We start from the raw sequence: 15,605 nt of genomic DNA on the forward strand, positions 1-15,605 counted from the left end.
GAATCTTTACCTTCATTTTCATAATTACCCTCCCTTATTCCTCTCTCAGATCCCTTAAGATTCTTTGTCTTTTTAATTGAATAACATCCATAAAAATTGCCACTATCTGAATAAACAGAACAAATGCAAGCACCAGTGCTATGCTTTTCCAGCCATCAACTAACACAATATTTTTTGTTATTTCTGACAAATATAAGCGGCACAAAAGTGTCACTATAAAGACAGCTACAATAGATACAACAATTCCCTGACCAATCTTGGTCAGAAGCATCGGCAAAATAATACTGCTGTCTGTGCGGCCAATTGCCTTCAGGATGGCAAAGTTGTGTCTGCGTCGAACGAATGTCAGTGCATGAATATATAAAACTGCCAGGAAATTAATTACCATAATGATTACAAAAATTCCATAAGTACCACCCTGAATCGTTTTCTTATTATCCTGATCCCGGATGTAATCTGTCAAAGTATCAAAGAAAGAATATTCATATACAGGTGCATGTGTATTCAGAAACTCTGCTGCCTTTAACTCATAACCCGACTTTACATTTATATTAATAAGTACATTTGTATAATCGAATTGTTTTTTAAACAGCTCTTCAGGAACAATGATAGCGATTCCATTCTGATCCTTCCAGTTTAAGAATCTGCTTCTTCCGAAAACCGGTACTTCTCCCTCTGAAAATACCGGTCCTTCTTCCTCCTGACGACCCGCATACTTTAGTGTATCCGGGATATCATTTAAAATACAATCTTCTGTATTCTTATAATTATCAATTATGATCACTCCTCCAGATTGGACAAACTTATTATAGCTGACCTCCTGTGACATCTCTATTTTTCGGTTATATTGTTTTTCACTGACACCAACAATCTCACACCACACACCCTTTTCATCATCTGAAAATATCAAATCATCTGCATAGTCCATATTGATAAGAGAAGGATCAATGAAAAACTCACCCATAGTATCATAAACCTCATCATAGTAGGAAACGCCCGGTATCAGATTTTCAAAATCGTCCATATGACTGACATCATCGGATATTAGTGAAAACTGTACATCCTGACTTTCCTCAGACAATAACTGATATGATACATAACGATTTACCATAAGAACCAGCATCGTTACCATTCCGATCAAGACAAGAGACAGGAATGAAAATACCTTTTCATAATCTCCGGTATCCCGAATGGAATACCGCATCATGATATTTCCTTTTTCAGATCCACGTTTATCCTTTACCTTATAATTGTTCTTTCCACCTTTCATAATATCGATCATTTTCATTCTTGAACGATATATTAATACAGGACAGATTCCAACTATAAAATCCAATACACAGATTCCCCAAATGACCATATATGAAATTGGCTGGAACTGTGGAGCGAAATGTTCCAGTGGGATGGTTCGTAATGACTGTATAAGCTTAAAGATCAAAATGGTAATATATCTTCCAAGTATAAGTCCAAGCACACATCCAATAATTATCAGAATGAAACCCTCCAGGAAATATGCCGAAAAAATATAGCTATTTGAAAATCCAAGACTCATTAGGATTCCCTGCTGATTACTTCTTTCACTCATATACGACAGGAAAATATGAATACCAAGAATGAGTGAAGTAAGTATGATTAGTATGATAAAACCCATGAGGAGTTGTCCAATATTGGTATCCTCCAGCCCGCCTGATCTGTCAATCTCTATCGCATTCAGATCTCCATTTGTAATCATATGGTATCCTTCCATAAATCCATGGGCGATATCACCATTAAAAATCTGTTTGGAACTCAGATCCATATATTTTTTTATTGCTTTATATCCCGGCTGATAGTCCCGTCGATCATTAAAATGAATATAGATGTTGTATAAATTTCCCCGTATACTTCCATTTACGATCGCAACCTTATAGACGTCCTGTGTACTATAATCATAATCATTTAAAATTCCACTAATCGTATAGGTCTGATCCTTGAAGGTAACTGTGTCTCCCAGATCAAATTGTTTAGCAATATATACATTTTTGTATTTGGCTGTTGCCGATATAGCAATCTCATTTTCTTTTTGGGGAAAAATGCCCTTTTCTAATTGGTAATGATTCATAGTGATCGAAGCTGCATCACTATCCACGATGCATAATTCATTATTTACATTTGCAACTATTTTTTCTACACCAAGTGTTGCCTGATCCTTATACTGCTCCAATATCCAGTCACGAACCTTATATGTTACATTATGTAAAGTAATATTATATTCTCCATTTGTCTGATACGCATTTTGCAGCCGCATATCCTGAAATGATATATATGCATTGATCGAGGAAAAGATAAGCATAACAGAAAAACAAATACTTATAATTGCCCGAACCGCTTTTTTCCTGTTGTGCAGGATATTGTGAAATATCAATCGGCACTTCATATTGTTTCCCCTCCTTAATTCTGCTGGATTCTTCCGTCAACAAGATGAATACAGTGATCTGCCTGCTTTGCAATATCAGCATCATGCGTCACCATGAGCAAAGTCATGCCATATTCATTTGTTGTCTGTTTCAACAGATCAATGACACGTCTGCTGTTCTCCGAATCCAGATTACCGGTTGGTTCGTCTGCCAGAATGATCCTGGGTTGATTGATCAATGCCCTCGCGATTGCAATCCGTTGTTGTTGTCCACCTGATAACTGATCCGGATATTTATTTAAAAGATCTTTTATATCTAATTGTTCTGTCAATGTATCAAAATAATCCTTCTTACATTTCTTTACACATTCATTTGCGATCATAATATTATCCCGACATGTAAGAACCGGTATTAACTGAAAAAACTGGAATACCATTCCAATCATTTCCCGACGATATCGTAAACAGTCTTTTTTACCATAGTCCAATATATTCCTGTCTTCAACCAATATGCTTCCAAAATCCGGCTTATCAATCAATCCGATCATATTTAATAATGTTGTTTTTCCGCTTCCACTTTTGCCTGTAATAACTGTAAATGTATTTTCCTGAATATCTGCACTAACGTCATTAAGCGCCAGACAACAGGAATCTCCTTCTCCATACTTTTTTGTCAAATGTTCTATTTTTATCATGATATCCACCTCTCTGCGCTCAATATTTTTATTTAACAAAAGCACGTCATATTTTCCATTTACAGTCGATTTTTCTTATTATAAACAACATGGAAAATATAACGTGCTTCATTATTTGAAGAATCGCTTTCTGCTTTTATCCCCTCAATTTGAATCTCTGACTATCTGCAAATGCATCTAATCCTTCTGGTTCTTCTGCCTGATAATACTTATTCTTACATACATCAGATACCAGTGGTGCAATGACCATAGCCACAGCACAAAGCTGTGTTCCAAACTTACAGATTAGTCTGGCTATTGCCTTCTTCATAAGCATCTCCCCCTTTCTTATTATTTAGCCTTTGTTTATCACGGCTAAAATCCAAACCGTAGTTATATTCTAGCATATTATTTGCAAATTGTGTCGATTTGGGAGTGAGTGGTCGAAATTAAGGAGTGAACGGTAGTAGTTATACCATTTGCTCCCTAATTTCGACCGTTCACTCCAAAAAAATGCACTTTTTTTTAAATCATGTTATACTGGCTTTATCTATAAAAAGGGGGACAATACACATGAAACAACTTGGAACATATCTGGCAGATACCTTAACCGAAGATGGACAGATATCAAAAGAACAACAGGCAATCTATGCTTATCTGTTTGATTATCTGATTGAAGCCCTACTATATGATATAGTTGTTCTTATTATCGGTTTACTCGTACACCGCCTCGACCTAACGCTCTGCTATCTTCTGGTCACCATTCCTCTCCGCCACTTCGCAGGTGGATTTCATGCAAATACCAGACTTGGCTGTACCATACTATCCTATGGGATTTATCTTATAACTATTTTTTCTTGTTCGCTTATTCTTAAACATATAAAGCCTGTCTGGATATTTATCCTATATCTGCTCACCTGGTGTATGATACTTCCGGTTGCACCAGTAGATACAAAAAACAAGCGTTTATCTGAACATCAGAAAAAGAAATTATTTCACCGATGCCTGATAACCTGTTTCATTTTAACAATCTTAACAGGTTTTCTATATCTACATCACCAGATCACCTATTGCGGAATTATTATGCTGTGTATGGTCGAGGGTGTAATAAGTGTATATATTGGCATCTGGAAAAACAGGAGGAATTTATGATATTACGAATCGGCATCTGTGATGACACACAAACAGACATTATTCATTTGGAAAAACACATTAAACATTATATGGCATCTTATAATATTGAATTTGAAATCGAATCCTTCCGTTCTGGGGCAGCCCTTCTGCAGGCACAAAAGGAGCAGACATTTCACATTTTACTGCTTGATATCGAAATGCCTGAAATTAATGGTATGATGATCGCCCGATATCTACGTGATGAATTATATGATGATGTTTTCATTGTCTTTGTAACATCCTATCCACAATACATGCAGGAAAGTTTTGATGTACAGCCTTTTCAGTTCCTTACAAAACCTGTTAGTTATACAAGAATAGAAAAACTACTTTCCGATATCATCCGTCGATATAAACATTCTCATATAACTAAAATTGTAATTGACTCACATGGAAAAGAACATTTGATACCTGTAAACAATATCTTATATATTCAGGCTGTTAAAGGAGAAAAACGATATCTGGAATACCATTTAATTGATGCCATATTAACAGGAGAAGGAACGATTCAGGATTGGGAAAATCGCTTATCTGATCATGATTTTTGTTCTCCTTACCGTGGATATCTGGTAAATATACGGCATATTCAAACAATTCAGCCTTCAAATATTGTAATAGCTAATGGGACTTTGATTCCTATAAGCAGAAGAAAAGTAACAACTTTACAGCAACTTTATGCCAACCGTATTATTCACGTTTTAAAATAGAAAGAAGAGGATATTAAACATGATAGTTCTAATAAGCGTGCTTAGTTTTATATTTGATAATTCATTATTATATATCTTTTTTCAAACTATGTTTGAAAAGAAAAAAAGAGATTACAATCCATATTATATTTTATTTGCCTTTATAATAGCTGACTCTATCTTCTGGATAATTTCATATCCACTGGTAGGAAATGTTTCATATTGGGCTTCTGCTACAAGGACAATGCTTACAAATATTATGAATTTATGTCTCTCTTTATTTTTTACTTCCGGAATTATTTATAGAATTTCTGTCATTTTAAGTTATTCTATAATAATTTCCATCTGCGAAGAAATGGCATATTATATTATTTCACATTTTACAGATATAACCATACAATTTGATTCCTTACCTGAGATCGTATTCACATCTATTTCTCTTGTTAGTGATTTATTAATTCTGCTTATCATTATGATTCTTCATGTCATTCGAAAGCAAAAGGCTGGAATCAAATCTAAAAAATATAGCATTTTACTATTGATCATCCCATTACTTTCCTGCACACTTGTATTACTTCCTACCTTTTTCAGTTTGAATAAAACCGAACCAAACACTTATCTGATCCTGGTTATATTTCTGCTTATTATCAACATTGTAAATTACATTCTGCTCCAAAGTGTATTAAAAGCAGAGTCCCTTGCACAGGAAACCAATCAGCTTACCGAGCAGGTAAACTATCAGCGACAAAAATACCAGCAGCTTGGAGATGCCTATAAAAACATTCGTGGATTCATGCACGATACAAAAAAGCATCTGTTCTATATTGAAACCTGTGTAAATGAAAAACATTATGATCAGATCATTCCATATGCCAGAGAAACCATGTCCGATCTGGAAGCCAGATATTGTACTGTAAATACAGGGAATCTAGTCATTGATGCTTTTATAAGCAATCTGATGCTTCGGACTGCCCGCCACAACATCAAACTCACAACTAAACTAAAAATTGACAATGATCTTGTTCCATGTGACGATTATCATATGACTATCATTCTTGGAAACCTGTTAGATAATGCATTAAATGCCTGTCTGGAAGAACAGAGTGGCGAGATCAATATCAATATTCAGACGATCGAGCATACCTTTACAATCTATATTACAAATACCTACCATTTTCCTATTGGAAAAAAACCACCGGAAGATATAGAAAATCTGGACTTTATTCATGGATATGGTTTGAAGAATGTAAAAAAATCTGCTGAAGCCTGCGGCGGATTTTGCCTGATCAATTACGAAAATGGACTCTATTCTGTAACAGTTATTATTCCTGAAAAAAAGAGAACTACCTGAATCAAAAATATATATTCTTATACCGAAAAAAAGCCCCAACCCAGCAGCTTCAAATATCTGCCAAATTAGGACTTTTGTAGTGGGCCGCCGGGGGCTCGAACCCCGCACACCCTGATTAAGAGTCAGGTGCTCTACCAAATGAGCTAGCGGCCCGAAGTCTTTTTTATTTTGTTATCTCGCCGACAACGAAATTGATTATATAACATAGTTTATCCAAATGCAAGCATTTTTTTCAAAAAATTTTAACTTTTTTTAATATCGGTTATATGCATAGATTTTATGCGGATTTTTGTACTTTTTTCCTATTGATTTTTATCTTCTTCTATTGTAGCAGCGCGGTTTCTTTTCTTTCTTGCAGCAATCCTGATTCAAAATTTTTTTCACTTCCTCATATCCCCTGTATAAACAAACACACCATTTGTTAAATCCTTTTTTGCAGTAACAGCATGCAGTCACCTTTTTCTGAAATTTATGATCTCCCATTCACAAAAACACCTCCGCTTTTCATCCAACTTCTGACGGACAAAAAACTCATCCCCACCAAAAAAAGCCTCCTATACCATATTATATGAAGAAACCGGAATAAGTTCCCGGTAATTTCTGATTTCACCATCAAAACCCACGAAAAAACATAAAAAAAACAGCCCCGCTATTTACTTTAAAACCCTAATATTGATATAATGGAACAATGAGCAATGCAGAATTATATATATGTAGAACGAGCGGAAGCTTGCTTACGGCGAGTTCTATATATATATAATTCTATAGTGCGAAGCACTACAACGAGCCGTCAGGCGAGGTGGGCATTGCGAATTGACCACATGGTGGGCATTGCGAATTAAGATTATTTTGGAGGAACACCCTCGTGAGACTTAGAAACGTAAAAGGCTCCAGAGAGACAATCGCCGACAACAAATACGTCGTACACGACGAAGAAAGCATGAAAGGCAAATGGAGCGAATTTTTTGGGAATACAAATCCCATCCACATCGAGATTGGTATGGGAAAAGGACAATTTATCATGGAGCTTGCCAGACGGAATCCGGATATCAACTATCTCGGCATCGAGAAATATTCCAGTGTTCTGGTACGTGCCATCGAGAAACGTGAACAGGAAGAAGACATGACCAATCTTTATTTTATAAGAATGGATGCTGAGTACATCGAGAATGTCTTTGCAGAAAATGAAGTAGCAAATATCTACCTGAACTTCTCTGATCCATGGCCAAAGGATCGCCATGCCAGGAGACGACTGACTTCAACTCACTTTTTCGAACACTACGATCATATCCTTGCGCCGGACGGACGTGTTATGTTCAAGACAGATAACCGCCCATTATTTGACTTCTCCTTAGAGCAGGTTCCGGAAGCAGGATGGACACTTGAAAACTACACATATGATCTGCACCATTCCGAATACAACGAAGGAAATATCATGACAGAATACGAAGCAAAGTTTTCTGCTCTTGGTACTCCGATCAACCGGCTGGTTGCATATCGAACAAAGAAATAGCATTGGAGAATAACCGTTCATGAAGATAAGAAAGAACCCGAAGAAAAACAGGACAAGACATGCAATTCCTGTCGTTATCCTGTCCACTGTTCTGTTATTTACCATGAGCGTTTTCTATATAGACAGCACGTCGTCCTCTGCTGCCGGAACAGACCATTTGTTTCTTCCAGACAGTACAGTTACGAATACGGCATCTGATGACTCTACAAACGAAGGATCAGATAACAGCACAGATGAGGATGGAACAACTGAATACTTAGTTACAACCGAGTACCCTGATGAACCGGGCAAAGCACCGGAGCTTGCGTCCAACTATGCCATCGTACTGGACGCAAATACTGGGAATATTCTATATCAAAAAAACGCTTTTGATAAACAGTACCCGGCAAGTATCACGAAGATTATGACCTTCTTACTTGCCATTGAAAATACAAAGCTGACCGATACTGTAACAATGTCACACGATGCCGTCTTCGGCATTGATCGAGGAAGCAGCCATATCGGTCTGGATGAAGGTGAACAGATCTCTATGGAGGATGCCCTCTATGGTATGATGCTGGAATCCGCAAATGAAGTTGCATGGGGCATCGGAGAATTTGTCTCTGGTGGGAGCATCGAAGATTTTGCTAAAATGATGAATGAACGTGCAGTCAAGCTTGGCTGCCTTGGCACTCATTTTGTAAATGCAAATGGTCTTCCGGATGAGAACCATTATACCACCTGTTATGACATGGCATTAATAACCAAAGCCTGTCTGAAACACGATGAATTTCGTAAAATAACAGGTACCAGAAATCATGTCATTGGACCGACAAATATTTGCGAGGAAGAACGCCAGCTCTGGCAGCACTGTAAAATGACAAATCCCGACAGCAAATATTACTATGAATACTGCGAAGGCGGTAAGACCGGTTATACAAATGATGCATTAAATACCCTTGTTACCTGGAGTAAAAAAGGTGATACCGAACTGATCTGCGTTCTGATGAACTGTAACGGTGCAGCAAATACCTACACTGACAGCAAAGCCATCTATGAGTATTGCTTCCGGAATTATAGTCTTCAGACACCTCTGGCCGACTATACCTTTGACAGCACCCAGACATCACAGACGCTTGATTATTTGAACTCCTATTACAAGACTGATTCCGGTTCTGATATTACATTACAGGTTGATAAGGACTATAAACTGAATTTTAATAAAAATGATGATATTAAGAAATTGACTTACAGTATCGAATACAACAAAGAACCGGTAAAAGATGGAGATACTTATACCGTGGGGCATCTGATTCTCTCCTATGGCGGAAATATGATAGGAACAACAGATCTTACCGTAACCGGCTATAACCCGGATGGGAAACAGATTTCATCAAATAACACAGAACATGCAGCCGATGCAACAGTTGCAGCCTCTGCAGCAAAAAAGAAGCTGTCGATCCATCCATTGTGGATCATTCTTGCAGTTCTGCTTCTTCTTGCCGTATTGTTTGTGGCCTATCTGATCCATATACAGAAAGCAAGAAAGCATCAACGCGCGCTTCAGGCAGCAAGAAAAAAACAATATGAAGAACGCCGACGACAGCTTCAGGAAACATTTGATAATGACCTTGACGAGTAAGGTACAATAGAAACAACAAAACCTCTTAACAGATATAGAGGAGAATGGAGAATATCATGGATATTTCAACAACGGAAAATCTGAAAACAGTGCGGGATTCCAATCAGGAAATTCTGGACTACTTCAACGAACTGTATGTAGAGAAACTGGAACAGATCCAGACTCTGAAAACAGAACAGTTTGAATTAAAGATCAAAATTGATGAACTTATGAAAACACTGGAGGTCTACTCCTTTAAAAACAGTGCCGGACATAATGTCTTTTCTCCATTTTCTACAACGACAACAACGCAGGAAGAAAAAGCTGCACAGATTGAACAGGAATTAAAAGAGCTGAACGCTTCTAATGCTGCTCTTACAACAAAGATCCACTGCTTACAGGCAGATGCCGACGAGCTGAAGGGCAGGATCACACGCATCCATACAGCAACCAAAAAGCTGGATGCTTTTCTGGATGAAATGGCAGAAGAATTCACAAAGGAAGCAGATGCATTGGAAAAAGAGCCGGTTGAAGAAGACCTTCCGGTTATCAATCATGGCTTCAATATTCTTCGTCTGAAAAAATACGATCAGGATAAATTAGTACAATCCTTACATACCGATATTCTGGAGCAGTTAGATCGAACCAGACATACTCTGGATTCCCTGTCATGGCTGATCAAGTCGGATGTCAACCGGGCAAAGATCACACTTGATGAACTCATCGACTCAACTGCATCCATGGAAGATTCTCTGAATGCTATCCTTTTGGGACTTACCGGTGACATTGATGCAACTGTACCGATTGAAACCTTATTAGAAGATACCATTTTCCGATACAAAGATGCTTATCCAGAATGTGTCATTGAATCTGACATTGACTGTCCGGATGCTTCGATCGAGATTCCGGAAATTATCACGATCAGTCTGATCCGTATACTGTGTGAATGTCTGGACAATGTATATAAGCATGCAAATGCAAATCGTGTTGGTATCAACATTCAGATCTACAGTGATCAGATATCGGTACATATCAATGATAACGGCATCGGCATTGATGAGAATTACAGTCACACCTCTCCATGGAACAGTGGACTTCACCGCATTCAGGAGATTATTTATTTGTTAAATGGACAACTTAAGATAGAAGGTGATATCATCAGTGGAACAGATATCCGTTTTTCTATCCCGATTGAAATAATGTAGATTATGGGTTCTCCCCCTTAATTATGAAATGAAAGAAAAATAAGGACATTTCCTTAATATATAAGAAAGAATTTGAAAGGACAACCTTAATTATGAAAGAAAAAATCGTAAATCTGATTGCAAATCATGTAGAAGGCATGACTGCTGAAGAAATTGCAACTTTTATTGAGATACCACCAAAGCAGGAGCTTGGCGACTATGCATTTCCTTGCTTCAGACTGGCAAAGACTATGCACAAAGCACCAAACCTGATCGCAGCCGATATCAAAGAAGCTATTGGTGATATTGATTTTCTCGATAAGATCGATGTTCAGGGCGCATATCTGAACTTCTTCGTAAAGAAAAATATCTTTGTCCAGACCATGATCGAATCAGCATTAAAGGACAACTTCGGCGGTTCCGATGAAGGTGCAGACAAGGTTATCTGCATCGATTACTCCTCGCCAAACGTAGCAAAGAACTTCCACGTTGGACACCTCAGAACTACTATCATCGGTAATTCCCTCTATAAGATCTATTCCAAACTCGGCTATAAAGTAATCCGTATCAACCACTTAGGTGACTGGGGTACACAGTTTGGTAAGCTGATCGTTGCATATAAGAACTGGGGAACAAAGGAAGCAGTTGAGAAAGATGGCGTTGCCGAGCTTATGCGTCTCTATGTAAAGTTCCATGAAGAAGCAGACCAGAATCCGGAGCTTGTAGATGAAGCAAGAGCATGGTTCAGCAAGATGGAGCATGGGGATGAAGAAGCACTCTCGATCTGGCAGTGGTTCAAGGACATCAGCCTTGTAGAATACAAACGTACCTATGACCTTCTGGGTATGGATTTTGATTATTATCTCGGTGAAAGCTTCTATCGTGACAAATGTCAGGAAGTTGTTGACCAATTGACAAATGCGAACCTGTTAAAGGAAAGCGAAGGTGCTATGATCGTAGATCTGTCCGACTATGATATGGCTCCATGTATCGTTACAAAGAAAGATGGAAGCTCCATCTATGCAACCCGTGATCTGGCTGCTATTTTCTATCGTAAGAATACCTATCATTTCACAAAATGCTTATATGTAACCGGACAGGAACAGAAGCTGCATTTTGCACAGGTATTCAAGGTAGTTGAGCTTCTTGGAAATGACTGGGCGAAGGATTCTCTGGTTCACATTCCTTATGGACTGGTAAGCTTAGAGGGTGCAAAGCTTTCAACCAGAAGCGGAAATATCATTTATGCAGAAGATATTCTGCATGATGCAATTAAAAAGAGTTTTGAAATCATCTCAGAAAAGAGCCCGAACCTTCCTGATAAGGAAGAAGTTGCCAAGATCGTCGGCGTTGGCTCTGTTCTGTTCAATGACCTTTATAACCAGCGTATCAAGGATGTATCCTTTAGCTGGGATAAGGTATTAAACTTTGACGGTGAGACCGGTCCTTATGTTCAATACACACATGCAAGATGCTCCAGCGTTGTAAGACTTGCTGAGAATTTTGATCCTGCAAAGCCGGTTGATTACAGCACGATCTCTGAACCGGATGCTATGAATCTCTTAAAAGAGATCAGCCGTTTCCCTAAGGTTGTATCGGATGCAGCAGAGAAATACGAACCATCTGTTGTTGCAAGATTCGCTGTCGATGTTGCTCAGGCATTTAACAAATTCTACAACTCCACACGTATCAACGTACCGGAGGAAAATGTAAAGAATGCCCGTGTCATGCTGACATACCTTACAAAGAAAACTCTTCACGATGCATTAGAGCTTCTCGGAATCAATGCACCGGAAGCTATGTAAATCAGGTGATCTTTCATGTCGAAACGATTAAATAAGACAATTAAATGGGATAAACTCGATAACACTGCCAACCTGTTTCCTGTCATTGTAAGCGAAAATGTAAGCAACGTTTATCGTATTTCCGTTACATTGACAGAAGACATAGATGCAGAGCTCCTGCAAAAGGCACTGGATAAGATTCTTCCATTTTTTGATGTGTTTAATCACAAACTAAAAAATGGGATCTTCTGGTATTACTTTGAAGCAAATGAACGACCTGCTCCAAGGGTAATGCCAGAAGACACATACCCTTGTCTGTATATCAATCCCTATACAAATAATGAATATCTGTTCCGTGTTACCTACTATCAGAAACGGATCAATCTGGAAGTCTTTCATGTCTTAACAGATGGAAATGGTGCTCTTATTTTCCTGAAGGAACTGACTTATCAGTACCTCCGGTACAAATACCCGGAACTTGCTGAAAAAGCAGGTAATACCTTAAATGCAGATTCCTCGTTGGATATCGAGGACAGCTACAAGAAGAACTATATAAGACCTGCCAAACGTTCCTATAAAACGGAAAAAGCAGTTATCTTAAAAGGTGAAAAGCTGCCTTTTAATCATTTTGCTATCCTGCACGGCTATATCCCGGTTTCCGAGATCAAACAGGCGGCAGCAAAATATGGTGTAACCATCAACCAGTATCTGCTTGGAACATTTACATGGGCAATCTACAAAGAATACCTGAAAGGGCAGCCTTCCAAGCGTCCGATCAGCACCGTTGTTCCTGTAAATCTTCGCCCATATTTTAATTCCAATACAACGAAGAACTTCTTTGCCGTTGTCTCTGCTTACTTCAAGCCGGAGAAGGATACTTATACATTTGAAGATGTTCTGCACATCATCGCAGATAGTCTGAAGGAACAGATCAATAAAGAAAATCTGGAGAAGCTGTTATCCTATAACGTTTCCAATGAAGTGAATTTTATTATCCGTGCCGTTCCGCGTGTCTTTAAGAGCATCGCCATGCGCCGTATTTATAAAGCTTCATTAAAAGCAAATACATCAACGATCACCAACCTTGGAGTTGTATCCGTTGATGATATATATAAGGAATATATCGACCGCTTCCATGTCGTTCTGTCGATGTCCAAAGGACAGTTCATCAAAGGAAGTGTCATCAGTTATAAGGATACACTGGTCTTCACCTTCAGCTCTGCCATTCGTGAAACATTTATACAGAAAGAATTTTTCCGCCAGATGGTTCGGGATGGGATTCATGTATCGATAGAAAGTAACGGGGTGTATTATGAGTAAATGTAGACGTTGTAATATAGATGTTCTGGATCACTCCCTTTCATGCCCTTTATGTAACGGAGTTCTGGAATATGATCCGGTGAAAGATCCGGAAAGCGAAAAAGACTTTCTTGACCATAGTCAAGAAACTGGTGAAAAGTCAAAATCTGTTATGTATCCGGACATCACACCTGCAATGCGTCGTATGCGATTTGTTATCAAACTGACAATTTTTTGCAGTATTGTTGTAGAAGGAATCCTGATCCTGATCAACTACCTGACATATTCAAAGGTCAAATGGTCAGCTCTTTGTGGAATCGGACTTGCATATGCCTGTTTTTCACTGATCTATTCATTTAGGCACAATAAGAGTCATCGAAAAAAAATGCTGGTACAGGCAATTTTCATCATGCCCGTTCTTGTATTGATTGATTATATCCTTGGATATACCGGGTGGTCAATTGACTTTGCAATACCTTGTGTTATTGCAATGCTTGACATTGCAATTCTTGTATTGATGATTATTAATACTGAAAACTGGCAATCCTATATTTTATTACAGGTATATATCATTATTATCTGTGTGATCCTGACAATACTTATGCTTACCGGAAAGTTCTTCAAACATGATTTCTTTATGATCATTGCAGATATTATGAGTGCTCTGTTGCTCGGTGGTACACTGGTGTTCGGAGATCGACCTGCAACAACAGAACTAAAACGTAGATTTCATGTATAGAATTATATTTCAGGCATAGATATTATTTTATAAATGACATCACAGATAATATTCTACAAATATAAATATCTTAAAATACAAATTATCTTATAGTAAAAGCAGTGCCAGCAATTATTTTTCGTTGTGCACTGCTTACTATTAACTAAATTTAGAAAGAGAGATTTTATTAAATGGCACTTTTAGATAAATTAACCTCTGGTTCTTCTACTCCTCCTGATACTTCAGGAATGAGCAAACAGGCAAAGCTTGTATGTGAACTGGTCGCTGATTTTAACAGCAATAATCTTCTTACGCAGATCAGAAATAACAATCGTTCCAAAAGCGACATTGATAAAACATACAAATATCCCGATCACTTTACCAGTGAATTGATTGAAACTAAAAACTTCAAAATGGAACTGTTAAAGTGGAAAAATTCTCATAATCCATATGTTGTCCTGCAACTTCATGGTGGTGGTTATGTTGGAGCTTTTAAAACACAGTATCGTATGTTTGCCGGATTATATTCGGAACTTGGAAAAGGTGCATCCGTCTTATCCATTGACTATCGGGTTGCTCCTGAAAATCCATATCCTGCAGCATTAAATGATGCTTTATATGCATATGATTGGCTGCTAAATCATGGATACTCGGAAAACCATATTATTCTTGCTGGTGATTCTGCAGGTGGCGGACTGGCTATGGCTCTCTGCCATTATCTTACAGACCGTGACCGTATTCTTCCTGCCGGAATCGTAGCTATGTCACCATGGACAGATCTGACTGCAAGCGGATCATCCTATACAGAAAACTTTGAGATTGATCCTCTCTTTGGCAATACAAATGAAAGTCTGATCTATAACAGTGTATATCCCGGAAATCACGATCTGACAGATCCATATATTTCACCATTGTTTGGAGATTTCACCGGTTTTCCTCCAATGCTGATTCAAGTTGGATCAAATGAGATGCTTTTATCCGATTCTGTTCTGGTTGCTGAAAAAGCCAAGTCACAAGGTGTAAAAGTGCGCCTATCGATCTACGAGAATATGTTCCATGTATTTCAAATGGGTATGACTCTTATGCCGGAGTCCAAAAAGGCATGGGTGGAAGTTTCCAAGTTTTTAGAGCAAATGATGATATTATAATCTTGATATGTCACACACATAAAACAGGATTGTCTTAATCTAAAGGGGCAATCCTGTTTTTATGTTTCACGTGAAACATA

The 15,605-nt window shown here is 38.1% G+C and carries 13 protein-coding genes and 1 tRNA gene; 10 read left to right on the forward strand and 4 right to left on the reverse strand.

Annotated features, from left to right (window positions below; all coding sequences use genetic code 11):
- Positions 1 to 34: 34 nt before the first annotated feature.
- From DXB77_RS09405 to DXB77_RS13030, 3 genes are all read right to left on the reverse strand, one after another.
- Positions 35 to 2,416, reverse strand: a complete 2,382-nt coding sequence (locus DXB77_RS09405) for an ABC transporter permease (protein WP_118663101.1) — start codon at positions 2,414 to 2,416, stop codon at positions 35 to 37.
- A 14-nt stretch (positions 2,417 to 2,430) separates the two neighbouring features.
- A complete protein-coding gene (locus DXB77_RS09410) occupies positions 2,431 to 3,090 on the reverse strand; it encodes an ABC transporter ATP-binding protein (protein ID WP_207665160.1) in 660 nt (219 codons plus the stop codon).
- A gap of 136 nt (positions 3,091 to 3,226) precedes the next feature.
- Complete coding sequence (locus DXB77_RS13030; RefSeq protein ID WP_173783748.1) at positions 3,227 to 3,400, reverse strand: hypothetical protein; 174 nt, start codon at positions 3,398 to 3,400, stop codon at positions 3,227 to 3,229.
- 242 nt (positions 3,401 to 3,642) lie between these two features.
- On the opposite strand from DXB77_RS13030, the gene DXB77_RS09415 reads away from it, so the two are divergent.
- The 3 genes from DXB77_RS09415 (at position 3,643) to DXB77_RS09425 (ending at position 6,279) form a co-directional block, all read left to right on the forward strand.
- Positions 3,643 to 4,221 (forward strand): accessory gene regulator B family protein, encoded by a 579-nt coding sequence (locus DXB77_RS09415; RefSeq protein ID WP_117822444.1) that lies wholly within the window; start codon positions 3,643 to 3,645, stop codon positions 4,219 to 4,221.
- Positions 4,218 to 4,949: a LytTR family DNA-binding domain-containing protein gene (locus DXB77_RS09420; RefSeq protein WP_182439471.1), complete on the forward strand. Its 732-nt coding sequence runs from the start codon at positions 4,218 to 4,220 to the stop codon at positions 4,947 to 4,949. The genes DXB77_RS09415 and DXB77_RS09420 overlap by 4 nt, the downstream gene beginning before the upstream one ends.
- Positions 4,950 to 5,283: 334 nt before the next feature.
- Positions 5,284 to 6,279, forward strand: coding sequence for a GHKL domain-containing protein (locus DXB77_RS09425; protein ID WP_226801047.1), 996 nt, complete (start codon positions 5,284 to 5,286; stop codon positions 6,277 to 6,279).
- Positions 6,280 to 6,359: 80 nt separating this feature from the next.
- Here the strand turns inward: DXB77_RS09425 and DXB77_RS09430 are convergent.
- A tRNA-Lys gene (locus DXB77_RS09430) sits at positions 6,360 to 6,432 on the reverse strand.
- Between the two features lie 712 nt (positions 6,433 to 7,144).
- On the opposite strand from DXB77_RS09430, the gene trmB reads away from it, so the two are divergent.
- The 7 genes from trmB (at position 7,145) to DXB77_RS09465 (ending at position 15,525) form a co-directional block, all read left to right on the forward strand.
- Positions 7,145 to 7,792: a tRNA (guanosine(46)-N7)-methyltransferase TrmB gene (trmB, locus tag DXB77_RS09435; RefSeq protein WP_117784580.1), complete on the forward strand. Its 648-nt coding sequence runs from the start codon at positions 7,145 to 7,147 to the stop codon at positions 7,790 to 7,792.
- A 19-nt stretch (positions 7,793 to 7,811) separates the two neighbouring features.
- Complete coding sequence (locus DXB77_RS09440) at positions 7,812 to 9,413, forward strand: D-alanyl-D-alanine carboxypeptidase family protein (protein ID WP_118663104.1); 1,602 nt, start codon at positions 7,812 to 7,814, stop codon at positions 9,411 to 9,413.
- A 56-nt stretch (positions 9,414 to 9,469) separates the two neighbouring features.
- Complete coding sequence (locus DXB77_RS09445; RefSeq protein WP_243100171.1) at positions 9,470 to 10,597, forward strand: ATP-binding protein; 1,128 nt, start codon at positions 9,470 to 9,472, stop codon at positions 10,595 to 10,597.
- A 92-nt stretch (positions 10,598 to 10,689) separates the two neighbouring features.
- Complete coding sequence (argS, locus tag DXB77_RS09450) at positions 10,690 to 12,381, forward strand: arginine--tRNA ligase (protein ID WP_117807947.1); 1,692 nt, start codon at positions 10,690 to 10,692, stop codon at positions 12,379 to 12,381.
- Positions 12,382 to 12,396: 15 nt separating this feature from the next.
- Positions 12,397 to 13,680 carry a hypothetical protein gene (locus DXB77_RS09455; RefSeq protein ID WP_117822442.1) on the forward strand — a complete coding sequence of 428 codons (1,284 nt, stop codon included), beginning with the start codon at positions 12,397 to 12,399 and terminating at the stop codon, positions 13,678 to 13,680.
- Entirely contained in the window at positions 13,673 to 14,398 is a 726-nt protein-coding gene (locus tag DXB77_RS09460; RefSeq protein WP_117807951.1) for a DUF6320 domain-containing protein, read from the forward strand. The genes DXB77_RS09455 and DXB77_RS09460 overlap by 8 nt, the downstream gene beginning before the upstream one ends.
- A gap of 170 nt (positions 14,399 to 14,568) precedes the next feature.
- Entirely contained in the window at positions 14,569 to 15,525 is a 957-nt protein-coding gene (locus DXB77_RS09465; RefSeq protein ID WP_330584339.1) for an alpha/beta hydrolase, read from the forward strand.
- Positions 15,526 to 15,605 lie beyond the last annotated feature (80 nt).

The organism is Clostridium sp. OM05-9, from assembly GCF_003481465.1.
GTDB lineage: Bacteria > Bacillota > Clostridia > Lachnospirales > Lachnospiraceae > Coprococcus > Coprococcus ammoniilyticus.